Source organism: Agromyces subbeticus DSM 16689 (assembly GCF_000421565.1).
Taxonomy (GTDB): Bacteria; Actinomycetota; Actinomycetes; order Actinomycetales; family Microbacteriaceae; genus Agromyces; species Agromyces subbeticus.
This window is the reverse complement of record NZ_ATXG01000002.1, coordinates 228,435-252,678: the sequence shown is the minus strand read 5'-3', so window position 1 is coordinate 252,678 and position 24,244 is coordinate 228,435. Positions and strand designations below refer to the sequence as shown.

The following is a 24,244-nucleotide window of genomic DNA, read 5'->3' as shown; positions in this document are numbered from 1 at the left end:
CTGCGCCGCATCGTGTACTACGATGATGCAGTGCCCGCGAGGGCACGCGGGGATGTAGCTCAATGGTAGAGCCTCAGTCTTCCAAACTGATTACGCGGGTTCGATTCCCGTCATCCCCTCCGTTCCAGCCCTTCTGACTCGTGCGTCCTCCGAGCCGCACACCATCGCGACCATCGTGCCGCGGCATCCGGCGCCGATTCTCGCCGGATGAGCCGAGCCTTCCCTTCCTTGAAATACCAGGGCATCCGCGTAGCGTTGAACCAGACATACGTTCCAGGGAAGGTGGACCACATGACCGACACCAAGACCGCTCCGAAGACTCCGAAGACCGGCGCGAACGCCGACGTCGCCTCCGGCGTCGCCCAATTCCTCACTCCGGTGGTGCAGGAACTCGTCGCACTCGCCGTCAACGGCAAGCAGGCGCACTGGCATGTGCGCGGCGTGAACTTCATCGCCGTGCACGAACTGCTCGACGTCGTCGTGGCGCACGCGCAGGAGTGGGCCGACCTCGCCGCTGAGCGAGTCGTCGCGCTCGGCCTCCCGGTCGACGGCCGCCTGAAGTCGGTCTCCGACAAGAGCGGCGCGGCGAACCCGAAGCTCGGCTTCCAGCCCTACGACGAGGCGATCGCCGATGTCGTCGCGCAGATCGACCTCGCCGCCGAGAAGGTCGCCGCGGCGATCGAAGGCCTCGACGAGCTCGACCCGGTGAGTCAAGACGTCGTGATCGAGATCCGCCGCGGGCTCGACAAAGACCGCTGGTTCCTCTTCTCGCACATCTCCGTGAAGTAAAGCCGCGATGGCGGCCTGACGGGCCCGGGTGCAGAATGCCGCTATGACGGCGGATGCACCCGGGCCCGTTTCATCTTCCGACGACGGCCGCAGCGATGGCGACAGCGGTGACGTCGCGAGCCTCAGCGACGCTCAGAAGTCGTTGCGGGCCCAGATGCTCGCGACCGAGCACTGGAGCCTGCTCGCCTCGCGCAGCACCACGCAGAGCGAGGTGCTCACCCGCATCGCGATCTTCCTCACCCTCGTCTCAGCCGGCCTCGTCACGCTCGGCGTCCTCGGTAACGCCACGGGATTCCGCGGCTGGTTCGGCATCGCGGCACTCGGCGTGCTCACCCTGCTCGCGGTGCTGGGCGTCGTCACCCAGCTGCGCGTGTTCAACACCGCCACCGAAGACCTGGCCTACGTGCTCGCGATGAATCGCCTGCGCGGCGCCTACGTCGACCTCGACCCGGGCATCGAGCGCTACTTCATCACCGGCACGACCGACGACGAGGTGGGCGCCGGCACGACGTACTACCCGTTCGGAGCTCGAAACCGATCGCAGGTCTTCGCCAGCTCGATGATGGTGATGCTCGTCGTCAACACCGCACTGCTCGGGCTTCTGCTGGGCGCCATCACCTTCGCGATCGGCGGCTCGGTCGGATGGTCGGTCGCGCTCGGCGCCGTCGTCGGTATCACGGCGTTCGCGCTCTGGATGCGGTTCGGCTATCGCAGCTACCGCCACGTCATGCGCATGCATGCGCCGCTGCGACGCGCCGGCGACGTCTGAGCGAGCTACCGCTGCAGCCAGGTGAGCACCGCGAGCACCCGGCGGTGATCGGTGCCGGAGTCTTCGAGGGCGAGCTTCTGGAAGATCGAGGTGACGTTCTTCTCAACGGCTCCCACGCCGATGAAGAGCTGCTTCGCGATGCCGGCGTTGGTGCGCCCCTCTGCCATGAGCGTCATCACCTCGCGTTCACGGGGAGTCAGGTTCTCGAGCGGATCGCTCCGGCGGGCGAGCAACTCGCGCACCACCTGCGGGTCGAGCACGGTGCCGCCCTGGCTCACGCGCTCGACGGCGTCTTCGAGTTCGTCGAGCGAGGCGACCCGATCTTTCAGCAGGTAGCCCATGCCGCCCTCGCCCGACGAGAGCAGCTCGTGCGCGTAGGTGCCCTCGACGTACTGGCTGAGCAGCAGCACGCCGAGCTTCGGCTTGCGGCGTCGCAGCTCGATCGCCGCGCGCACTCCCTCGTCACGGAACGTCGGCGGCATGCGCACGTCGAGCACCGCAAGATCGGGTTCGGTCTCATCGATCGCCGCCAGCAGCGAATCGGCTTCGCCATAGGCCGCGACGGTCTCGAACCCGGCCTCGTCGAACAGTCGCACGAGGCCCTCACGCAACAGCACTGAATCTTCGGCGAGCACGATGCGAAGGGGCGTGCGGTCGGTCATGCCCCCACATTAGCGGCGGGCGAACGGATGCCTCGGCCCTCGTGGGCGCGAGGCATCCGTCGCTCGTCGTCAGTGTCCGATGGGCGACGGCGAAGGCGCGAGCGGCACGTAGGGAATGTGTGCGCCGATCGTGGTCGGTCCGCCGGCCGGGCTGTCGATGACGAGCATGCCGCGAAGACCCTGCACGCGTTCGTCGAGGCCGGCGAGCCCATGGCCGGAGGCGAGCGCAGCACCGCCGCGACCGTTGTCGGTCACCCAGAGATCGATCCAGTGCCCCGTGGCTCCGGTGTCGCGGGTCGAGACGGCGAGGCGGATGCCGCTGGCCTCTGCGTGCTTCACGGTGTTGGTGAGCAGCTCGGCGGCGATGAAGTAGACGTTGCGTTCGATCGGCGCCGGCAATGCGCTGTCGGTCGGCAATGCGATCTCCATCGTCACCGGAACCGGGCTGCGCGCTGCGAGCGACTGCAGGGCGACCGCGAGCCCACGATCTTCGAGGATCGGCGGGGCGAACCCGCGAGACAGGGCGCGCAGCTCGTCGAGCGTCTCGCGGGCCTGCGTACGGGCCTCCCCGAGCAGCTCGCGTGCCGAATCGGGGTCGCCTTCGAGCTTGCGCTCGATCGCCGCGAGGTCCATCTGCAGCCGCACGAGGCGTTGTTGCGGGCCGTCGTGGATGTCGCGTTCGAGCCTCCGCAGCGAGGCATCTTCAGCCTGCACCGCTGCGCCGCGCGAAGCGGAGAGCTGGGCGACCTCGCGTTCGAGCGCCTCGGAGCGCCACGCTCCGAGCAGGCCGCGGGCGACGACGTCATGCAGCAGGGTGAGGCCGCGGAAGACGAACGGGAGCGTTGCGAGGAAGATCGCGCCGATGACGAACTCGAAGATGGGCTCGGAGACACGGGGATCGATGGCGGGGCCGTTGCCCAGCAGCAGGAAGTCGAGCACGACCTCGCTGAGCCAGAAGTCCCGCCCCTCATCGGGGATGTAGCGCTGCCAGATCCAGCCGGTCGTGCCACCGAGTGCGACGGAGGTCCACGCGACCGTGATGCTCCACGTGATGACGCTGATGATCGGATTGATCACGATGCCGTGCAACAGGTAAAGCCAGTAGTGTCCCTCGACGAACGGGGCGAAGACCGAGCGCCAGAAGCCCCGGTCGAGGTCGGTGCGCCCCCACGGCGGTTGAGCGATCGAGCCGCGCCCCGCCCAGCGAAGCCGCGTCAGCTCGAGCGTGCCGAAGCCGCGCGCCATGAACAGAGACGCGACGAGGATGAAGACGCCGAAGACGAGCACGATGAGCCCGAGTCCCGTGAAGAACGTCGTCGACAGGAGCACCAGGCCCGTGATCGCAATCGGCATCGTGAGGATGAGGAAGGCGAACTCCCGCGGCACCGTCGCCCACAGCGACCAGTAGCCGGCGCGCTTTGCGGCGGCATCCGTGGGGCTCGTCTCGCCCGCGGCGGGAGTGATGATCTCAGTGCTCATGGTGGGTTCCTTCAGTCATCGTCGCACGCTGGCCCGGTTCGACGACGGCGAACTGGCCCATCATGCCCTGGTCTTCATGCCACAAGAGGTGGCAGTGGTACATGTACGGCGTGTCGGGATCGGTGTAGTCCTCGAACCGCATGAGCAGTTCGTACTCGGTCTCGGGCTCGGTGTAGATCGTGTCCTTCCAGCCCGCGAGCTCGGGCGGCGGTGGGCCACCGTCGATCGAAGCGATGCGGAACTGCACGTCGTGCACGTGGAAGCTGTGCGGCACTTGCGTCGCGTTCTCGACGACCCACCGTTCGAGCGTGCCGACCGTGACCGTCTCGTCGATGCGACCCATCTCCATCGAGTCGCCGTTGATCTCGAAGCTGTCGTTCAGCTCGAACGTGCGGGTCGTCACGACCTCTGCCTCGTCGAACGCCGGAATCGTCGTCAGTCGTTCGGGAACGGCGGGGGCAGGGTCGAGCGTCTCGCCGGCACGGAGTTGGAGCACGTCGTAGGAGTCGGTTCCACCGTTGCCGGCAGCGACCGGCCCGGCGAGCGCGGCGATCTCGGGAGTCATGCGCGATTGCAGCACGAGACGTTCGCCGGGGGTCATGCGCACGAGCGCCTCGGCCCGTTCCCCGGGCGACAGGCGCACGTGATCGAGATCGACGGATGCCTCGAGCAGGCCGCCGTCGGTGCCGATGAGTTCGACGGCTCGGCCGTCGCTCCACGTGAACGCGTAGCTGCGAGCCGTCGACGCGTTCAGCAGCCGAAGGCGCACGAGCTCGTCGGCGACGTCGAGGTAGGGGCCGCGAGTGCCGTTGACGAGGAGTTCGTCGCCGAGCCCGCCTGCGTAGCCGCGCGGGTTCGCCTCCTGTTCGCCGGCGGCCGAGAATCCGGTGTCCTGCACGATGACGGGGACGTCGTCGACCCCGTACTCGCGCGGCAGGGCGAGCGCCGCCTCCTCGTCGTCCTGCACGATGAACATTCCGGCGAGACCGCGCGAGACGTGGTCTTCGGTCTCGCCGTGCGGGTGCGGGTGGTACCAGAGGGTCGTCGCCTGCTGGTCGATGTCCCACTCGGGCGACCAGTTCGCGCCGGGAGCGACCATCTGATGGGGCCCGCCGTCCATCTCGGCCGGCAGGTGCATGCCGTGCCAGTGCACCGTGGTCGGCTCGTCGAGGGAGTTCGTGACGTCGACGCGCACGTGCTCGCCGCGCTTGGCGACGATCGTCGGGCCCAGGTAACTGCCGTTGAAGCCCCACGTGTCGCTCGGTTCGCCTGGTTCGAATTCGCTCTGCCCGGCGCGGGCGTCGAGACTGAAGACACGGGTGCCCTCGGCATCGACCGTCGACTCGGCGAGCGGCGGAATGGCGAGCGGGGTGTCGAAGTCCACCTTTCCTACGGTCGAGACGGCGCCGGGGCCGACGATGCCGCACCCGGCGAAGGCGACGGCGACGAGGCCGCCGGCGGCGACGGCGGCGAGCGCGGATCCGATGGCGGCGCGGGGCCTGCGGAGTCGTGACTGGAGCATGACTCCAGCCTTCCGATCACCGCGGGCGGGCCACAGCCGGAGCACGCCCGGAACGGGGCGGGGGTTTTCCCCCGGCTCAGCTCCCGATCAGCGTGTGGGTGATGCGGCCCCCGACGAGCGTCGCCGCGACCGGCATCGTGCGCAACTCGTCGACGGATGCCGCGAACGGGTCGACATCGACGATGGTCAGGTCCGCCGGACCACCGGCCTGCACCGCACTGCCGTGCCCGCCGGTCGATGCGGCGAGCGCCACCCGGGCCTCGATGGCCTGCTCGGGATGCCACGGCTCTCGTCCATCGCGCGAGCGGCCCACGGCGGCGGCGATGGCGACCCAGGGGTCGAGGGGTGCGACCGGCGCATCGGATCCGAGCGCGAGCTCGACGCCCGCCGCGGCGAGTTCGGCGAGCATGAACGCCCGGTCGGTGCGACCTGCCCAGTAGTGGTCGGCGACGTCGCGGTCGTCCATCGCGTGCTCGGGCTGAACACTCGCCACGATGCCGAGGCGCGCGAAGCGGTCGACATCGTCGCGGCGCAGCAGTTGGGCGTGCTCGATCGAGCCGCGACCGTTCCATCCGGTGCCGTCGACCGCCTCGAAGGCGTCGAGCACGCGGGCGTTCGCGCGGTCGCCGATGGCGTGCACCGCCGGCATGATGCCCGCTTGGTGAGCCCGTCGCATGAGCGGCACGAGCTCCTCGAACGTCACCGTCGCGAGCCCGTACGGGTGCTCGTCGTCGGCGAGGCCCGGGTACGGGTCGAAGCACCACGCCGTGCGCGTGTTCAACGACCCATCGGTGATGACCTTGTAGGCGCCGACCGTGACGAGTCCGCCGGTGCCGGGCACGATGTCGCCCGTGCGCAGTCGTTCGCCGATCGCACGGTCGAGGTGCTGGGTGTAGACGCCGAACGTCACGCGCAGGTCGTCGGTGCCGGAGGCGACCCGTCGCGCCCAGTCGTCGCGGTTCCACCGCATCTCGTACTCGGTGATGCCCACCACGCCGCGGGCCGCGGCATCGCGCGCGGCATCCGCGACCCAGCCGTCGAGCACCTCGTCGGCGACGTCGTCGATCTCGCGCACGAGCCGGAAGCAGTCCTCTTCGCGGAGCACTCCACTCGGCAACGCGCCGGCATCGAGCCCGTGCCGCCGCAGCGCTGCCGAGTTCACCCAGCAGGCGTGCAGGTCGGCCGCGACGAGCACCACCGGTACGTCGCCCGATGCGGCGTCGAGCGCCTCGAGGCTCGGGGCATCGGCCCAGAGGCCGTCGCGGTAGCCGAAACCGACCACCTCTCGGGCACCACGATCGACGGATGCCGCGACCAGGCGCACGGTCGCCGCGGCCGAGTCGGCGCCCGCCAGCGCGAGGCGGCGCGACACCATCGCCCACTGCGAGAAGTGCACGTGCCGATCGTGCAGCCCGGGAAGGATCCAGCGGCCGTCGAGATCGAGGCGCCGCGCTGCCGTGCCGTGCGCGGTGGCACCGGCCGGCGTGATCGAGCTGATGCGCCCACCTGCGAGGTGCACGTCGACGGCGCGCTGCTCGCCCGGGATGCGCGCGTTCTGCAGAACGAGATCGCTCACGCCCGTGCCGCCCGCAACGACTCGTGCGTGCGCCGCATCTCCGCGGCGAGCGCGGTGCTCGCGTACGGCCCCTCGCCCTCGAGCTCGTCGATGATGCGGTCGACCGTCTCCGCGGGCTTGTTCTGGCTCATCTTGTTCTTCGCGACGAACCGCGTCACGGGGATGCGCAGGCCGACGGTGCCCGCGGCGATGCGGTCGGCGTACGCCGAGTTCTCGGCGGTGCCGCGCATGAGGCGCGGCTCGGGCATCGGGCGTTCGAAGTGCTCGACGAGGGATTCGAGCACTCGCAGGTTCTCGTCGGGGCGGAGCAGCTCGGGCGTGCCGTGCAAATGGGCACTGACGAAGTTCCAGGTCGGCACCGCGGGGTTCGCGTCGTACCACCCGGGCGAGATGTACCCGTGCGGGCCCTGCACGATGACGAGCACCTCGTGCGCTCCGAGCTCGTGCACGACCTCGTCGGGGCGGCCGACGTGCGTGAGCAGCACGACGCCGTCGGCCTCCTCGTCGAGGAGCACGGGGTAGTGGGATGCCACGAGGCCCGAGGCATCCGTCATGCTCACGAGCGTCACCCAGGGGTGTTCGCGGATCAGGCGCTTCACGCCGTCTTCGCTCGCGAGCGTGAAGCTGGGGTTCTGTCGCATGTGCGTTCCTCGGTCTCGATACGCATCGTGCACCCGGCCAGCGGTCGAGTGCTCAGGCTTGGCAGTACGGGCACCAGTAGAGCTTGCGGGCACCCATCTCTTCGAGCACGATGTTGGTGCCGCACACCCGGCACGGCAACCCCTCGCGCTTGTACACCCAGTGCCGGTCGGCGCGGTTGGCCATCGCCGCCCGATAGGCCTCGGGATCGAGATCGTCCATCGTCATCATCTGGCCGGTCTCGACACCGATGCGCAGCAGTTTCGCCCAGTCGCGCCAGAGGTGGCGCACGTGCTCTTCGGGCACGAGCTTGCCCGGGGTGTGCGGGTTCTGCCGGGCGCGGAAGAGCAGCTCCGCCCGGTAGACATTGCCGATACCTGCGACGACGTTCTGGTCCATGAGCAGCAGGCCGATCGGCGTGGCCTTCTTCAGGACGGTGCGGGCGAACCGCTCCTCAGCGTCGGGTCCGCCGTCGAGCAGCGGGTCTGGACCGAGTCGGCCGACGACCGCCTCGACCTGCGCCGGGTCGAGCACCTCGCACGCCGTCGGGCCGCGCAGGTCGGCGCAGATCGTGTCGGTGAGCAGTCGCACCCGCACCTGCCCGATCGGCTCAGGGGGGAAGGTCGAGAGCTCGTTGCCCTCTTTCTCCGATTCCGACATGCGCAAACGGGTCTTGCGCGGGGCACCGATCGAGCTCAGCGAGTTCTCGCCCGCCGAGTCGAGCACGACCGCATCGGGGTTCGGGCCCTCGAGAAAGGTGCCGCGCTGGTTGGTCTGGCCCATGCGGCCGTTCGCCGAGGCGATCGTCGCGTCCATGCGGATGTCGCCCGCGAAGTCCCACGCGCCGTACATGCCGAGGTGCACGCGCAGCCACATATCGCCCTCGAAGCCCAGGAACATCTGCTTGCCGACGGCGCGGGCGTCGGTCATGCGGCGCCCGTCGATCTCGGCCGCCCCGACCGCGAACCGGCCCTGCGGGCTCGAGGCGTGCACGACATGGCCGACGAAGTTGCGTTCGAACTGCCGGGTGATGCGGTGAACGGAGTGACCCTCGGGCATCGGAACCTCTACTCGGCGGCGGCCGCAGACTCGGGCGACGCATCGACGCCCTTGCCGGCGATGTCGCCGGTCGTCTCGTACTCGGCGAGCTGCGCAATGCGCCGCACATGACGCTCATCACCCGAGAACGGCTCGGCGATGAACGCGTCGATGTAGCGGATCGCCTCTTCGACGGTGTGCTGGCGGGCGCCGATGGAGATGACGTTCGCGTCGTTGTGCTGGCGGGCGAGGATCGCCGTGTCCATGCTCCAGACGAGGGCCGCGCGGACGCCGGTGACCTTGTTGGCGGCGATCTGCTCGCCGTTGCCCGACCCGCCGAAGACCACGCCGAGCGCGTGCACGCCGGCGGCCTGGTCGCGGGCCACGCCGAGTGCCGCGTTGATGCAGAACGCCGGGTAGTCGTCGAGGGCGTCGTACTCGCCCGGTCCGTGGTCGATGACCTCGTGACCGCCGTTGGTCAGGTGATCGACGAGCGTGCGGCTGAATTCGAGGCCGGCATGATCGGTCGCGATGTGGATGCGCATGCGCCAAGTCTAGGGATTCGGCGCCCAGGTGAGCGCACGCCCGTGCGGGTGCGCCCAGGCCCGTTGCACGCCGTCGAGGGCGAGCACGAGGTCGCTGCTCTCGTTCGGCACGTCGTCGCGCACACGGATGCCGCCGAGCACGCCCCGCCCCTCGACCGAGAGCCAGTGGCCGGGCAGCGCACCGACCTGCTGCACGAAGACGTCGCGGGCAGCCTCGTCGAGGTACATGAGCACGGCCGTGTGGAAGACGACGAGCGTGGCATCGGAGGGGGCGGATGCGGCGAGCGCGGCGAGTTGCTCGTTGAGGTCGCCGCTCACGAGGCGCGGCGGCATGTTGGCGGCGATCTCGGCAGCAGCCCTGAGCCGTGCGCGGCGATCGTCGTGCTCGGGCCAGACCAGTGCATCGAGCCAGGCGACGTCGGCGGGCTTTCGCACATCAAGCGGGTTGAGGTCGATGCCGGCACGCCACACGACCTCGGGCATGGCGGATGGCACCGGCGCCGGCACGTCGCCGCGGAGTGAGCAGTCGAGCACCACCGTGCTCTGGCCGGCCGCAGGGTCCAACCGCGGATGCCCCGAGTAGTGGTAGCTGTACTGGTCGGGGTAGAGGCAGAGGCCGGCGGATGCCCCGACCTCGAGCAACGCGATCGGCCCCTCGATGCCGCCGAGCACGGGCAGGTGCAGCGCACACCGGGCCGCCTCGTTGGTCTGCGTCGCGTGGTTCAGCGCGACGCCCCGCACCTCGCTCCAGTGTTCGGCGAGCCATGCGGCGAAGACCGGATAGTCGCCGATCGGGGCGCCGAGCAGGCGCGCAGCCGAGAACACGAGGTTCGGCTGCCGCTTCTGCGGCGGCAACTCGTCGATGAGGGCCAGCGCAGTGGCATCCGCTGCCACGCCCGCCGCCCAGGCCTCGTACGTGGCGGACATGCCGTGCGCCTCGACCTCGGCGAACGCGCGATACCGCTCGGCGGTCGGCGCCGAAGCATCCGTGCTGGTGCTCATGGCGTCACGCTACTCCCGCGTGCCGGGTCTCGGGACGCTCCTGCGTCGCCACGGGGCCGACGGGAACGACGCACAGGTGTTCACCGGCTGGCGACCCGTAGAGTTCCAGCATGCCCTCCGAAGTCTCAGCCTCCTCCAGCGCGCCCTCGATCGACGCGCGAGACCTCGAGACGACCCTGCGGGTGCTCGCTACACTCAGCGAGCTCGACGAGCACGACCCCGACTTCGAGACCGTGCGCCGGGCGACCGCGAAGATGTTCAAGTCCGTCAAGGTCAGCCGCCGGCTCGAGAAGCGCAAGGTCGTGCAAGACGCCGACCGCGCCGTGATCGCCGCGACCGCGACGGGCGCGCCCACCCGCATCGACGACGAGACGCGCGGCGCCGACCTCGTGAGCGGCACCGATGCACGCACCGCCGGCGAGCTGCTCGTGGCACGCCCCTGCTACATCTGCAAGCAGCGCTACACGCTCGTCGACGCGTTCTACCACCAGCTCTGCCCGATGTGCGCGGCCATGAGCCACGCCAAGCGCGACGCGCGCACCGACCTCACCGGCAAGCGCGCGCTGCTCACCGGCGGGCGCGCGAAGATCGGCATGTACATCGCGCTGCGTCTGCTGCGCGACGGTGCGCATACGACCATCACGACGAGGTTCCCCCGCGACGCCGCACGGCGCTTCGCCGCCATGCCCGACTCGGGCGACTGGCTGCACCGCCTCCGCATCGTCGGCATCGACCTGCGCGACCCCGCGCAGGTCATCGCGCTCGCCGACGACATCGCGGCGCAGGGCCCGCTCGACATCCTCATCAACAACGCAGCCCAGACCGTGCGCCGCTCCCCCGGCTCGTACTCACCGCTCGTCGAGGCCGAGTCCTCGCCGCTTCCCGACGGGCCGATGCCAGAGCTCGTGAGCTTCGGGCACACGAACGACGCGCATCCGCTCGCGCTCGCCGATTCGGTGTCGAGCCACCCGGTGCTCTCGTCGGGCCTGTTCGCCGGCACGATGACGGCCGACGACCTGACCGCGCTCGCCCTCGCGCCCGGCTCGAGCTCGCTCGCGAAGCTCGCCGACCGCACCGCGATCGACGCTGGCGGCCTCGTGCCCGACCTGCACCACGAGAACAGCTGGAGCGCCGTCGTGCAAGACGTCGACCCGCTCGAGATGCTCGAGGTGCAGCTCTGCAACACGACGGCCCCGTTCATCCTCGTCAGCCGCCTGCGGGCCTCGCTCGCCGCGACCTCCGCCCGCCGCAGCTACATCGTGAACGTCTCGGCCATGGAGGGCGTCTTCAGCCGCGGCTACAAGGGGCCGGGGCACCCGCACACGAACATGGCGAAGGCCGCAGTGAACATGCTCACGCGCACGAGCGCGAAGGAGATGCTCGCCGACGGCATCCTCATGACGAGCGTCGACACGGGCTGGATCACGGATGAGCGCCCGCACCCGACGAAGGTGCGCCTCGCCGAGGAGGGCTTCCACGCCCCGCTCGACCTCGTCGACGGCGCGGCACGCGTGTACGACCCGATCGTGCGCGGCGAAGCGGGCGAAGACATCACCGGAGTGTTCCTGAAGGACTACGAGCGCGCCGACTGGTGACGAGTCTGCCTCCGCTCCGTGACCGGGCGGTCGCCGAGAGCTAGGCTGGTGGACATTGCCTGCGGCCACGAGCCGCGTCGATGACTGCCGAAGGAGCGCACGTGCCCGGAGAGAACCTCACCCGAATCGAAGCCGAGGAGCGCGCAGCGCTCGTCTCGGTCCACGACTACGACGTCGTGCTCGATGTGACCACGGGTCCGGAGGTGTTCCGCAGCGAGACGACGGTGCGATTCTCCGCGACCGCGGGCGCCTCGACCTTCATCGACGCCATCACGGCGGCGGTGCACTCGGTGACGCTGAACGGCGTCGAACTGGACCCCGCCGAGGTGAGCGACGGTGTGCGCATCCAGCTGCCGAACCTCGCCGCCGACAACGAGCTGCGCGTCGTCGCAGACGGCCGCTACATGAACACGGGCGAGGGCCTCCACCGCTTCGTCGACCCCGTCGACGACGAGGTCTACCTCTACACGCAGTTCGAGGTGCCCGACTCGCGCCGCATGTTCGCCGTGTTCGAGCAGCCCGACCTGAAGGCCTCGTTCCGCTTCACGCTGACCGCGCCGTCGCACTGGGAGGTCGTGTCGAACTCCCCCACGCCCGAGCCCGAGTTGCAGCCGTCGACGCGACGCGCCGACGACGTGTCGAAGGCCACGTGGGCGTTCTCGCCCACGCCGCGCATCTCGAGCTACATCACCGCGCTCGTCGCCGGCCCCTACCACGTGGTGCGCGACGAGCTCACGAGCTCCGACGGCCGCACCATCCCGCTCGGGGTGTTCAGCCGCAAGAGCCTCGCCCAGTTCCTCGACGCCGACTACATCTTCGAGAAGACGAAGCAGGGCTTCGAGTACTTCGAGGCGAAGTTCGACGTGCCCTACCCGTTCGAGAAGTACGACCAGATGTTCGTGCCCGAGTTCAACGCGGGCGCGATGGAGAACGCAGGGGCGGTCACGTTCACCGAGTTCTACGTGTTCCGCTCAAAGGTCACCGACGCGGTGCGCGAGCGCCGGGTCGTCACGGTGCTGCACGAACTCGCGCACATGTGGTTCGGCGACCTCGTCACCATGAAGTGGTGGAACGACCTCTGGCTGAACGAGTCGTTCGCCGAGTGGGCGTCGACGATCGCCACGGCCGAGGCCACCGAGTGGCACGAGGCCTGGACCACGTTCAACTCGATGGAGAAGAACTGGGCCTACCGTCAAGACCAGCTGCCGTCGACCCACCCGGTGGTCGCGACCATCAACGACCTCGAAGACGTGCAGGTGAACTTCGACGGCATCACCTATGCCAAGGGCGGCTCGGTGCTGAAGCAACTCGTGGCCTGGGTCGGCGTCGACGCCTTCTTCCAGGGCGTCTCGGCCTACTTCAAGAAGCACCAGTGGGGCAACACGACCCTCGCCGACCTGCTCGCCGAACTCGAGACCGCAAGCGGCCGCGACCTCTCGGGCTGGTCGAAGCTCTGGCTCGAGACCGCGGGTGTCAACACGCTGCGTCCTGAGATCGAGATCGATGACTCGGGCACGATCACCGCCTTCACGGTGCTGCAGTCCGCTCCCGCCGACTACCCGACGATTCGCCCGCACCGCCTCGCCATCGGCTTCTACAACCTCGTCGACGGCAAGCTCGTGCGCGAGCACCGGGTCGAGCTCGACGTCGACGGCGAGCGAACGGATGTCGCCGAGCTCGTCGGCCTCGCCCGCCCCGACCTCGTGCTGCTGAACGACGACGACCTCGCCTACGCGAAGATCCGGCTCGACGAGGCATCCCAGCAGGTCGCGCTCGCGAACCTCTCCGAGATCGAGGACCCGCTCGCTCGCGCGCTGGTCTGGAGCTCGGTGTGGGATGCCACGCGCGATGCCGAGACGAGCGCGAGCGCCTACCTCGACCTCGTGCTCGGCAACATCGCGAGCGAGACCGAGTCGACGACGCTGCGCATCGTGCTCGCGAACGCCGTGCTCGCGGCGAGCGCGTACACCGCGCCCGAGCACCGCACCGAGGCACGACGTACGCTCGCCGACGGCTTCTGGACCCTCGCCCAGCAGGCGGTGGCGGGCAGCGACGCGCAGTTCCAGTTCGTCATGAACTTCGCCGCGATCGCCGAGGCCGGCTCGCACATCGACGACCTCGCGGCCCTCGCCGATGGTTCGCTCGCGCTCGAGGGGCTCGAGATCGATACCGACCTCGGCTGGGAGCTGCTCATCGCCCTCGTCGCGGCCGGTCGCGCGGGCGACGACGAGATCGATGCTCGCCTGGCCGGTGACAACACCGCGACGGGCCAGCAGTCGGCCGCTCACGCGCGCGCCGCCATCCAGACGCCCGAGGGCAAGGAGCGCGCCTGGGCGTCGCTCATCGACGTCGACACGGCGACCAACACCGTCGTGCGCGAGACGGCCGAGGGCTTCCTGCGGAGCTCCGACCCTGCGCTGCTCGAGGCGTTCGTCGAGCGCTACTTCGCGATGCTCGAAGACATCTGGGAGGCGCGCAGCTACGCGATCGCCGAGAAGCTCGTCGACGGGCTCTACCCGTCGCCGCTCGCCAACCGTGCGCTCGCCGACGCGAGTCGCGCCTGGCTCGAGACGCACCCCGACGTGCCGGCGCTGCGCCGACTCGTCGTCGAGCGACTCGCGGGCATCGATCGCGCCCTCGCCGCGCAGGCGCGCGACGCGCAGTAGCACCGCGTAGCACCTCGTTCAGGGCGGGGCGCCGTGGTACCCCGGTACCACGGCGGCCCGCCCTGAACCATTCCTCAGGCGGATGCCTCGGGCTGCCCCTGTTCTCTAGCGTTGAAGCATGATCACGGCAGAAGGGCTCGTCAAGCGCTACGGCGCGAAGACCGCCGTCAACGACATCAGTTTCACCGTTCGCCCGGGCCAGGTGACCGGTTTCCTCGGTCCCAACGGCGCCGGCAAGTCCACCACGATGCGCATGATCGTCGGTCTCGACCGACCGACTGCGGGCGGCGTCATCGTCAACGGCAAGCCGTATGCAGCACACCACGCCCCGCTGCACGAGGTGGGCGCGCTGCTCGACGCCAAGGCCGTGCACACCGGTCGCAGCGCCTACAACCACTTGCTGGCGATGGGCGCGACGCACGGCATCGGCGCCAGCCGAGTGCGCGAGGTCATCGAGATGACGGGCCTCGAGTCCGTCGCCCGCAAGCGGGTGGGCGGCTTCTCGCTCGGCATGGGCCAGCGGCTCGGCATCGCCGCCGCGATGCTCGGCGACCCCGCCACGCTCATCCTCGACGAGCCCGTCAACGGCCTCGACCCCGAGGGCGTGCTGTGGGTGCGCCAGTTCGTGCGCCATCTCGCTGGTGAAGGTCGCACGATCTTCCTCTCCTCGCACCTGATGAGCGAGATGGCCCTCACCGCCGACCACCTCATCGTGCTCGGTCGCGGGGAGATCATCGCCGACGCACCGGTCGCCGATATCATCGCGGGCGGCACGCGTCAGCGTGTGCTCGTCCGCTCACCGCACTCCTCGCAACTGGCCGACCTGCTCGCCGCCCCCGAGGTCGCGGTGGTGCGCTCCGAGGCGGGCGTGCTCGAGGTCACCGGCCTCGCGGCATCCGGAATCGGAGACCTCGCCGCACAGCACGGCCTCTCGATCCACGAACTCACCCCACTCAGCGCGTCGCTCGAGGAGGCCTACATGGCCCTCACCGCCGACGCCGTCGAATACCGCACGGAGGCAGTCCGATGACTACGATCACTCCGACCTCGGCGCACCCCGCCCAGCGCACGCACTCCACCTCGTTGAGCTTCGGCGGTGTGCTCGGCTCCGAATGGATCAAGCTCCGCAGCCTTCGCTCGACGATCTGGTCGTACGGCATCGTCATCGCCATCTCGCTCGGCATGGCCCTCATCATGTCGCTCAGCATGGTCAGCGGAATGAACGGCGCCATGGACGCCGCTTCGGCGCCGGCCGAGCAGCAGACGCAGTTCGTGCTGCAGGCATCGGTCTTCGGCGTGTACTTCGGCCAGCTCGTCGCCGGCGTGCTCGGCGTGCTCGTCATCAGCGGCGAGTACACGACCGGCATGATCCGATCGACCCTCACCGCCGTGCCGAAGCGCCTGCCTGCCCTCGCCGCCAAGGCGGTGGTGCTGTTCCTGGCGACCTTCGTCGTCGGCCTGATCGCGAACCTCGCGGCCTTCGTGCTCTCCTCGGTCATCTTCTCGGGCATCGACGTCGCGGCGAGCATCACCGACCCGGCCGTGTTCCTCTCGCTCATCGGCGGGGCGCTGTACCTCGCCCTCGTCGCGGCCTTCGCACTCGGCGTCGGCACGATGCTGCGCTCGAGCGCCGGTGGCATCGCCGCGGTGCTCGGCCTCATCCTGCTGCTGCCGACGGTGCTCCAGATGATCCCGGCCGACTGGGCGCACGATCTCATTCCGTACCTCTTCTCGAGCGCCGGCATGAGCATGTTCACCTCGACCACGGCGGAGCCCACTGCCGACGGGTTCGGCGTCTGGCTGAACCTCCTCATCGTGCTCGGCTGGGTGGGGGCATCCATCGCCGGCGCCGCGGTGCTGCTGAAACGACGGGACGCGTAGAGTCCAGTCCATGACGGAAGCACCCATCTCCCCCGGCTACCCGGCTTCGGTAGTCGGGGGAGAACTTCGTCTGCCGAAGCCCCCGGGGGTCATCCGGCAGTTCTGGGCGCGGCATCCGTGGCTCACCGATTCCCTGATCACCGCGCTCTACTTCATCCCGACGTTCTTCAGCGGGCTGGCTCTCGGGTTCGGCCCTGATGCGCCCCCGCCCTGGATCACCGCCGCGCAGCTTGCGGCGGTCGCGGTCGCGGGCGCCGCGCTGCTGCTGTTCCGGCGGCGGCATCCGTGGTTGCTGATCGGGATCGCCTGGATCGCGAGCCTCGTGGTGTACCCGTTCGGTGCCACGGACGTCTCGCCGATGCTGCTCGCGCTGTATGCACTCGCGGTCTACCGCTCGACCCGCGCTGCCTGGCTCGGCTTCGGCATCTCAGTCGTGATCGCCAGCGTGTCCTCGTACATCGCCGTCTGGGCGCAAGACGGGGCCGATGTCGCGCCGTTCGGTGCCAATGCGCCGGCGTCGGCGTCCCAGTTCACGATCTTCCTGCTGATCGCGACCCTCATCGGCATCACCGTCGGCAACCGCAGGCGCTACCTGAACGCCCTCATCGATCGTGCGCACGACCTCGCCCGCGAACGCGACCAGCAGGCACAGCTCGCAACGGCACTCGAACGATCCCGGATCGCGCGTGAGATGCACGACATCGTGTCGCACAGCCTCACCGTCATGGTGACGCTCGCCGACGGATCGGCGGCCACCGCAGCCCGCGACCCGGCGCGCGCGACGGAGGCGATGCAGCACGTCGCCGAGACGGGCCGCGCGGCCCTCGCCGACATGCGCCGCATGCTCGGCGTGCTCGCCGCACCGGCCGAGGCCGCCGAACGGCTCGCTCCGCAGCCGGGCAGCAGCGCGATTCCCGAGCTCGTGGAGAGCTTCCGCGCCGCCGGGCTCCCGGTGCAGCTCACGACCGCCGGTGCACCGGTCGACGATCCCAACCTGCAGCTGACGATGTACCGCATCGTGCAGGAGGGCCTGACGAACGCGCTTCGCTACGCGGCTACCGCACGGCGGGTGGATGTCTCGGTCGTGCACGCCGACGGCGTGATCCGGGTCGAGGTGGTCGACGATGCCGACACCACGTCGACCTCGGGGGTCGGCGGCGGCGGCCACGGACTCGTCGGCATGCGAGAGCGCGTCGCCCTCTACGGCGGCACCATCGAGGCCGGGCCCGGCAGTGTTCGCGGATGGCGGCTGCATGCCTGGCTCGAGTCCGAGCCGCAGCACGACGACGATCGGGCGGCACTCCCGCGTGTCGAGACGGACTCCGCGAACAGCACGCCCCCTCCCAACCGGAAGGAACCGAGATGAGCGCCACCGAAGCTCCCATCCGCATCGCGATCGCCGACGACCAGTCACTCGTGCGCGCCGGCCTCCGCATGGTGCTCGATGCCGAGCCCGACCTGGCCGTCGTCGGCGAGGCATCCGACGGCAGCGAAGCGGTCGCGCTCGTCGACGCGCTCGAGATCGACGTGATGCTCATGGATGTGCGCATGCCCGGTGTCGACGGGATCACCGCGACCGAGGCGATCGCCGCAGGACGCAGGCCGACGCGGGTGATCGTGCTGACCACCTTCGACCTCGACGAGTACGCGTTCGCCGCGATCCGGGCCGGCGCGAGCGGATTCCTGTTGAAGGACTCGCGGCCGGCGGAGCTCGTCGGCGCCATTCGCACGGTGCACGCGGGCGAAGCGGCGCTCGCCCCGCGCGTGACCCGTCGCATGATCGAGCTGTTCGCGGGCGACCTGCCGAACCACGGTGGCAGGCGGGACTCCCCCGAGCTCGCGACGCTGACCCCTCGCGAGCGCGAGATCCTCGTCGCCATCGCCGAGGGCCGCAGCAATCCCGAGATCGCCGAGCAGTTCTTCCTCTCGGAGTCGACGGTCAAGACGCACGTCGGCCGCGTGCTGCAGAAGCTCGGGGCCCGTGACCGCGTGCAGCTCGTGATCTTCGCGTACGAGCAGGGACTGCTCACCGCACCAGATCGGCCCGCCTCGAGTCAGTAGGCTGGCTGGTCAACGACCACACGGAGGCCCCCGCACATGCCCGCTGCCGATCTCACCCGAACCGAAGCCGAGCAGCGCGCCCTCGTGGTGCAGAGCCCTCGCTACGACATCCGCCTCGACCTGACGGCGCCGGGCGAGACGTTCCGCAGCGAGACGCGAGTGACGTTCGGTTCGATTGCGGGGGCGTCGACCTTCATCGAGGCGTGCACGGTCGACGTGCAGGAGATCTCGCTCAACGGCGATCCGCTCGATGTCACGGCGGTCAGCGACGGCACGCGCATCCGCCTCGAGGGTCTCGCTGCAGAGAACGAGTTGCTCGTCGTGGCGACGTACGCGTACACGAACACGGGTGAGGGGCTGCACCGCTTCACCGACCCGGTCGACGGTGCGAGCTACCTGTACACCGAGTTCGCCGTCGCCGAGGCGAACCGCGTCTTCGCGGTGTTCGACCAGCCCGACCTCAAGGCCTCGTTCACCTTCACGATCACGGCACCGGCCGAGTGGAGCGTGCTCAGCAACGCGCCGACGCCCGAGCCCACACCGGCCGTGCTGATCGCGACCGACGCCATCGACCACGATGCAGCGGGTGCGCGCACCTGGGCGTTCGAGCCGGGTCCCGTCATCTCGAGCTACATCGTCGCGATCATCGCCGGCCCGTACGCCGCCTGGCACGGCACCGCGCGCAGCATCGACGGGCGCGACATCCCACTCGGCCTCTTCACGCGCGCCTCGCTCGCGCAGTACGCCGAACCCGAGGTCATGTTCGGGCTCGTACAGGCGGGCCTCGCGTTCTACGAGAACGCGTTCGGCGTGCCCTACCCGTACGGCAAGTACGACCAGATCTTCGTGCCCGAGTACAACTGGGGGGCGATGGAGAACGTCGGTGCGGTCACGTTCAACGAGTCCTACCTGTTCCGTGCCCGCGTCTCGGACGCCCGCCGCGAGCAGCGCGCGATCGTCGTGCTGCATGAGCTGTCGCACATGTGGTTCGGCAACTCGGTCACGATGCGGTGGTGGAACGACCTCTGGCTGAACGAGTCCTTCGCGACCTGGGCGTCGACCCTCGCGACCGCGGCCGTCACGGAGTTCACCGGGGTGTGGGCGACGTTCGCGAGCGATGAGAAGACCCACGCCGCCGAGCAGGATCAGCTGCCGTCGACGCACCCGATCGTCGCGCCGATCGAGAATCTCGGCGATGTCGAGGTCAACTTCGACGCGATCACCTACGACAAGGGCGCGTCCGTGCTCAAGCAGCTCGTGGCATGGGTCGGCCTCGAGGCGTTCCAACGGGGTGTCGGCGCCTATCTCACGGCACACGCCGGCGGCAACGCGACGCTTCGAGACCTGCTCGACGAGCTCGAGACGGCGAGCGGCAGAGACCTCACGCGCTGGTCGCAGCTCTGGCTCGAGACGGCGGGCGTCAACACGCTGCGCGCGGTGATCGAAACCGATGACACCGGCACGATCACTGAGGCGCGCGTCGAACAGAGCGCGGCACCGGGGCATCCGACGCTGCGACCGCACCGCCTCGCGCTGGGCTGCTACTCGCGGGTCGACGGCGCGCTCGAGCGCACTCACCGCATCGAACTCGACGTCGACGGCGCCGTCACCGAGGTGCCCGAACTCGTGGGACTGGCGCGTCCCGAGCTGCTCCTCGTCAATGACGACGATCTCACGTATGCGAAGGTGCGACTCGACCCCGACTCGTTCCGAACGGCCATCGATCACTTGCCCGAACTCACCGACCCGGTCGCCCGCGCGGTCATCCTCGGCTCCGCGTGGGACGCGGTGCGCGACGCCGAGGTGCCGGCCATCGAATTCGTGCGCCTCGTCATCGGCAGCATCGGCCACGAGACGCAGTCGGCGGCGCGATCGCTCGCACTGTCGCGGCTCGAGCTCGCGATCGGCCGTTACCTCGCCGAAGAGCACCGCCCGCAGCTCGCCGCCGAGGCCGGCGATGCCGTGTGGGCGCTCGCCGAGCTCGCCGAGGCCGGCTCCGACACCCAGCTGCAGTTCGTCAAGGGATTCACCCGCATCGCCGCCACGGCAGCGCACGCCGATGTGCTCGGCAGCCTGCTCGACGGGTCGATCAAGCTCGACGGACTCCAGGTCGACCTCGACCTGCGCTGGGAGCTCGTGATCGCGCGGTCGACGCTCGGCGCCGGTTCCGACGACGAGATCGCCGACGCGCTCGCTCGAGACGACACGGCGAAGGGGCGCCTGCTCGCCGAGACGGCACGCGCCGCGCGCCCCGATCAGGCCGTGAAGGATGCCGCGTGGCGGCGCGTCGCGACGGATGCCTCGCTGTCCAACGATCTCGCACGCGCGATCGCCGACGGGTGGCAGCGCACGACGCAGCCCGAGCTGCTCGCGGCGACGACGACGGAGTACTTCGCCTCGCTGCAGTCGTTCTGGAGCACTCGCAGCTTCACGATGGCCTCGCTCGTCGTGCGCCGGCTGTTCCCGGCGCCGTTCGTCTCGCCAGAGCTCGCCGCGATGGCTCGCGCCTGGCTCGACGCGAACCCCGGCCCCGCACCGTTGCACCGCCTCGTCTCCGAACAGCTGCACGAGCTCGAGCGGGCGCTCGCCGCGCAAGCACGCGATGCCAGCGAGCTCTCGGGCGCGGCTCAGTAGACTTTCACACCATGTTCGGTTTCGAAGAACCCGCTCCTCCGAGCAATCCGGTGACCGTCGACTTCTGGGCGCAGATCGCGCAGTTCTGGGCGGACAACTGGGGCATCGTCCTCGGGAAGATCGTCTCGGTCGTCATCATCGTCGCGATTGCCTTCCTCATTCGCTGGGTGCTGCACTTCTTCATCGAACGTGTCGTCAAGCAGATCGTCACTGGGGTCAAGAAGAAGCAGGACGTCACCGACACCCAGGCTCTGCAAGCGTCACCCCTCGCGGCGGTTCGGCTCGTGCAGCGCACGCGCACGCTCGGCACGGTGCTCACCAACGTCGTCAATGTCACGCTCTTCATCATCGTCACGCTCATGATCGTGAACGTGATCGACTCCAGCATCCTCGGCTCGTTCGCGCTGCTGTCGGCCGCGATCGGCGCCGGCCTCGGCTTCGGTGCGCAGAACATCGTCAAAGACGCGCTCAACGGCATGTTCATGGTCGTCGAAGACCAACTCGGCGTGGGCGACGTCGTCGACCTCGGGCCGGCGACCGGCATCGTCGAAGAGGTGCACATCCGGGTCACCAAGATCCGCGACGTCAACGGCACCCTCTGGTTCGTGCGCAACGGCGAGATTCTGCGTGTTGGCAACATGTCGCAGGGCTGGGCCCGGGTGATCGTCGATCTCGCCGTACCGTACGACGTCGACGTCGACGCCGTCGAGGCGGCGCTGCTCCGCACCGCCACCGAGATGGCGCAGTCGACGAAGTGGCGCTCGCGCGTTCTCGAGAAGCCCGAGGTGTGGGGGCTCGAGTCGGTCACCGCCGAGGCGCTCGTCATCCGCGTCGTCATGAAGGTGCGATCGTCGGCGAAAGACGATGTCGCCCGCGAGCTGCGCATGCGGCTCAAGCACGCGCTCGACGAGATGGGCGTCAAGCTGCCGAGCCTCAACAGCGTCGTGCTCACCGGGTTCGACGGCGCGACCAGAGTCAAGGGCGCGAAGCCACCCAAGACCTCGCCGAGCGCCGTGGTCGCCGGCGACACCGGAGCCGCGGTCGCCCGCGCCACGGTCAAGCAGCCGCGAGCTCCCCGAGCCCCGAAGCGACCGTCGCCGCCGACCGGAGGAGCATCATGAGCGAGTACCTGCCGCCCGAGGCATCCGGCCCTCCTCAGCCCGCGAACGTGCCGCTGCGGGGCACCGAGCACGGCGCAGCACTCGGGCCCTCGTTCTACGAGACCGTCGGCGGCCGGCCGATGTTCGAGAAGCTCGTCGCCGAGTTCTACCGTGGAGTCGCGAGCGACCCGGTGCTGAAGCCCATGTACCCCGAGGACGACCTCGGCCCCGCGGCCGAACGGCTCACCATGTTCCTCGAGCAGTACTGGGGCGGCCCGGGCACGTACAGCGAGCAGCGCGGCCACCCGAGGCTGCGCATGCGGCACCAGCCGTTCAAGGTGAACCCCGACGCACGTGACCGATGGCTCGCGCACATGCGCGTCGCCGTCGACTCGCTCGACCTGCCGCCGCTCGCCGAAGAGACGCTGTGGGACTACCTGCAGCGGGCCGCCTACGCGATGGTCAACACGTTCGACGAGTAGCACCACCCCGACACCCATCACCACCCGAGACGAAGGAGTCCCCGTGGCAGCCTCCGCGGCACCCGCAGCGAATCGCAACGACCAGAAGCCCGCAGATGCGATCATCGTCGGGGCAGGGCTCTCGGGCCTCGTCGCCGCAGCCGAGCTCGTCGATGCCGGCAAGCGGGTCATCATCGTCGATCAGGAGCCTGCGGCGAGCCTCGGCGGTCAGGCGCACTGGTCGTTCGGCGGTCTCTTCCTCGTCGACTCGCCGGAGCAGCGCCGCATGGGCGTCAAGGACTCGCTCGAGCTCGCCCGGCAGGACTGGCACGGAACGGCGGGCTTCGACCGCGACGAAGACGAGTGGGGCCGGCGTTGGGCTGAGGCCTACGTCGAGTTCGCGGCCGGCGAGAAGCGCGCCTGGCTGCACGAGAAGGGCGTGCGCTTCTTCCCGATCGTCGGCTGGGCCGAGCGCGGCGGCTACAACGCCATCGGGCACGGCAACTCGGTGCCCCGATTCCACATCGTGTGGGGCACCGGGCCCGGCGTGCTCGCACCGTTCATCGCGAAGGTGAAGGCGGGCGAGGCCGCAGGGCTCGTCGAACTGCGGCATCGTCACCGGGTCGACGAGCTCATCGTCGAGCAGGGCGCCGTCACCGGCATCCGCGGCGCGGTGCTCGCCGACGACGCGGCGGCCCGCGGCGAGTCGAGCAACCGCGACGAGGTCGGCGAGTTCGAATTGCGGGCGCCCGCGGTGGTCGTCGCCTCGGGCGGCATCGGCGGCAACCACGACCTCGTGCGGCAGTTCTGGCCGAAGCGCATGGGCGAGCCGCCGGCATCGATGCTCTCGGGCGTGCCGGCGCACGTCGACGGGCGCATGCTGCCGATCACCGAGCGAGCCGGCGCTCGTCTCGTCAACGGCGACCGCATGTGGCACTACACCGAGGGCATCACGAACTGGAACCCGATCTGGCCGCTGCACGGCATCCGCATCCTGCCGGGCCCGTCATCGCTCTGGTTCGATGCGACCGGCAAGCGACTCCCCGTGCCACTGTTCCCCGGCTTCGACACCCTCGGCACGCTCGAGCACATCGCCGCCACCGGGCACGACTACTCGTGGTTCGTGCTCACGCAGAAGATCATCGAGAAGGAGTTCGCGCTCTCGGGCAGCGAGCAGAACCCCGACCTCACGGGCAAAGACGTGAAGCTGCTCGCCGAGCGCCTCGGTTCGGGTGCACCGGGGCCGGTCGAGGCGTTCAAGCAACACGGCGTCGACTTCGTGGTGGCCGACACCCTGCCAGAATTGCTCGAGGGAATGCGGGGCCTCGCCACCGAGACCGAACTCGACACCGAGAACATCGAACGAGAGGTCGTCGCCCGCGACCGCGAGATCGACAACGAGTTCTCCAAAGACCTGCAGTTGACCGCCGTGCGCGGCGCGCGCAAGTACCGGGGCGACAAGCTCATCCGGGTGGCCACGCCGCACAAGATCCTCGACCCGAAGGCCGGCCCGCTCATCGCGGTGAAGCTGCACATCCTCACGCGCAAGACCCTCGGCGGCATCCAGACCGACCTCGACTCCCGCGCGCTCGGCGACGACGGCAGGCCGATCGCGGGCCTCTACGCGGTCGGAGAGGCTTCGGGGTTCGGCGGCGGCGGAGTGCACGGCTACCGAGCTCTCGAGGGCACGTTCCTCGGCGGATGCCTCTTCACCGGCCGCGCCGCAGGGCGCGCGATCGCGCGACGTCCGTCGGTCGAGTAGCGAAGCGTATCGAGACCACGCAATCGGTCTCGATACGCTCCTTCGTCGCTACTCGACCAGCGG

20 protein-coding genes and 1 tRNA gene are annotated in these 24,244 nt (G+C 69.4%); 13 read left to right on the top strand and 8 right to left on the bottom strand.

Going from position 1 to position 24,244, the window contains the following annotated elements; genetic code table 11:
* Positions 1–48: 48 nt before the first annotated feature.
* From H521_RS0104915 to H521_RS0104905, 3 genes are all read left to right on the top strand, one after another.
* Positions 49–119 (top strand) — tRNA-Gly (locus H521_RS0104915).
* A gap of 172 nt (positions 120–291) precedes the next feature.
* The gene (locus tag H521_RS0104910; RefSeq protein ID WP_022891919.1) at positions 292–789 is read left to right on the top strand and encodes a Dps family protein; all 498 of its coding nucleotides are present in this window, start codon (positions 292–294) and stop codon (positions 787–789) included.
* Positions 790–832: 43 nt separating this feature from the next.
* On the top strand, positions 833–1,558 hold the full coding sequence (locus H521_RS0104905) for a hypothetical protein (protein ID WP_022891918.1): 726 nt from the start codon (positions 833–835) through the stop codon (positions 1,556–1,558).
* Positions 1,559–1,563: 5 nt separating this feature from the next.
* Here the strand turns inward: H521_RS0104905 and H521_RS0104900 are convergent, their stop codons facing one another.
* The 8 genes from H521_RS0104900 to H521_RS0104865 form a co-directional block, all read right to left on the bottom strand.
* Complete coding sequence (locus tag H521_RS0104900; RefSeq protein WP_022891917.1) at positions 1,564–2,220, bottom strand: response regulator transcription factor; 657 nt, start codon at positions 2,218–2,220, stop codon at positions 1,564–1,566.
* Between the two features lie 69 nt (positions 2,221–2,289).
* Complete coding sequence (locus H521_RS21595) at positions 2,290–3,699, bottom strand: sensor histidine kinase (RefSeq protein WP_022891916.1); 1,410 nt, start codon at positions 3,697–3,699, stop codon at positions 2,290–2,292.
* Positions 3,689–5,221: a multicopper oxidase family protein gene (locus H521_RS21590; RefSeq protein WP_022891915.1), complete on the bottom strand. Its 1,533-nt coding sequence runs from the start codon at positions 5,219–5,221 to the stop codon at positions 3,689–3,691. Before H521_RS21590 ends, H521_RS21595 begins: the two co-directional genes overlap by 11 nt.
* Positions 5,222–5,297: 76 nt before the next feature.
* Positions 5,298–6,797 (bottom strand): amidohydrolase, encoded by a 1,500-nt coding sequence (locus tag H521_RS0104885; RefSeq protein ID WP_022891914.1) that lies wholly within the window; start codon positions 6,795–6,797, stop codon positions 5,298–5,300.
* Entirely contained in the window at positions 6,794–7,438 is a 645-nt protein-coding gene (locus H521_RS0104880) for an FMN-binding negative transcriptional regulator (RefSeq protein ID WP_022891913.1), read from the bottom strand. Before H521_RS0104880 ends, H521_RS0104885 begins: the two co-directional genes overlap by 4 nt.
* A 52-nt stretch (positions 7,439–7,490) precedes the next feature.
* Positions 7,491–8,495, bottom strand: a complete 1,005-nt coding sequence (locus H521_RS0104875) for an Fpg/Nei family DNA glycosylase (RefSeq protein WP_022891912.1) — start codon at positions 8,493–8,495, stop codon at positions 7,491–7,493.
* An 8-nt stretch (positions 8,496–8,503) separates the two neighbouring features.
* Complete coding sequence (locus H521_RS0104870) at positions 8,504–9,019, bottom strand: ribose-5-phosphate isomerase (protein WP_022891911.1); 516 nt, start codon at positions 9,017–9,019, stop codon at positions 8,504–8,506.
* 9 nt (positions 9,020–9,028) lie between these two features.
* Positions 9,029–10,021 carry a DUF2332 domain-containing protein gene (locus tag H521_RS0104865; RefSeq protein ID WP_022891910.1) on the bottom strand — a complete coding sequence of 331 codons (993 nt, stop codon included), beginning with the start codon at positions 10,019–10,021 and terminating at the stop codon, positions 9,029–9,031.
* 110 nt (positions 10,022–10,131) lie between these two features.
* Here H521_RS0104865 and H521_RS0104860 point away from each other — a divergent pair, with 110 nt between their 5' ends.
* The 10 genes from H521_RS0104860 (at position 10,132) to H521_RS0104815 (ending at position 24,181) form a co-directional block, all read left to right on the top strand.
* Complete coding sequence (locus H521_RS0104860; RefSeq protein WP_022891909.1) at positions 10,132–11,616, top strand: SDR family oxidoreductase; 1,485 nt, start codon at positions 10,132–10,134, stop codon at positions 11,614–11,616.
* A gap of 101 nt (positions 11,617–11,717) precedes the next feature.
* Positions 11,718–14,282, top strand: a complete 2,565-nt coding sequence (pepN, locus tag H521_RS0104855) for an aminopeptidase N (protein WP_026481916.1) — start codon at positions 11,718–11,720, stop codon at positions 14,280–14,282.
* Positions 14,283–14,400: 118 nt separating this feature from the next.
* The gene (locus tag H521_RS0104850) at positions 14,401–15,312 is read left to right on the top strand and encodes an ABC transporter ATP-binding protein (protein ID WP_022891907.1); all 912 of its coding nucleotides are present in this window, start codon (positions 14,401–14,403) and stop codon (positions 15,310–15,312) included.
* Positions 15,309–16,163, top strand: a complete 855-nt coding sequence (locus H521_RS0104845) for an ABC transporter permease (protein ID WP_022891906.1) — start codon at positions 15,309–15,311, stop codon at positions 16,161–16,163. The genes H521_RS0104850 and H521_RS0104845 overlap by 4 nt, the downstream gene beginning before the upstream one ends.
* 10 nt (positions 16,164–16,173) lie before the next feature.
* Positions 16,174–17,529, top strand: coding sequence for a sensor histidine kinase (locus H521_RS21585; protein WP_022891905.1), 1,356 nt, complete (start codon positions 16,174–16,176; stop codon positions 17,527–17,529).
* Positions 17,526–18,224 (top strand): response regulator, encoded by a 699-nt coding sequence (locus H521_RS0104835; protein ID WP_022891904.1) that lies wholly within the window; start codon positions 17,526–17,528, stop codon positions 18,222–18,224. The genes H521_RS21585 and H521_RS0104835 overlap by 4 nt, the downstream gene beginning before the upstream one ends.
* Positions 18,225–18,260: 36 nt before the next feature.
* Positions 18,261–20,858 carry an aminopeptidase N gene (gene pepN / locus H521_RS0104830; RefSeq protein ID WP_022891903.1) on the top strand — a complete coding sequence of 866 codons (2,598 nt, stop codon included), beginning with the start codon at positions 18,261–18,263 and terminating at the stop codon, positions 20,856–20,858.
* 11 nt (positions 20,859–20,869) lie between these two features.
* Positions 20,870–21,979, top strand: a complete 1,110-nt coding sequence (locus H521_RS21580; RefSeq protein ID WP_022891902.1) for a mechanosensitive ion channel family protein — start codon at positions 20,870–20,872, stop codon at positions 21,977–21,979.
* A gap of 119 nt (positions 21,980–22,098) precedes the next feature.
* Positions 22,099–22,440: a globin gene (locus H521_RS0104820; protein ID WP_051159196.1), complete on the top strand. Its 342-nt coding sequence runs from the start codon at positions 22,099–22,101 to the stop codon at positions 22,438–22,440.
* Between the two features lie 43 nt (positions 22,441–22,483).
* Complete coding sequence (locus tag H521_RS0104815) at positions 22,484–24,181, top strand: FAD-binding dehydrogenase (RefSeq protein ID WP_022891900.1); 1,698 nt, start codon at positions 22,484–22,486, stop codon at positions 24,179–24,181.
* The last annotated feature ends 63 nt before the right edge of the window (positions 24,182–24,244 follow it).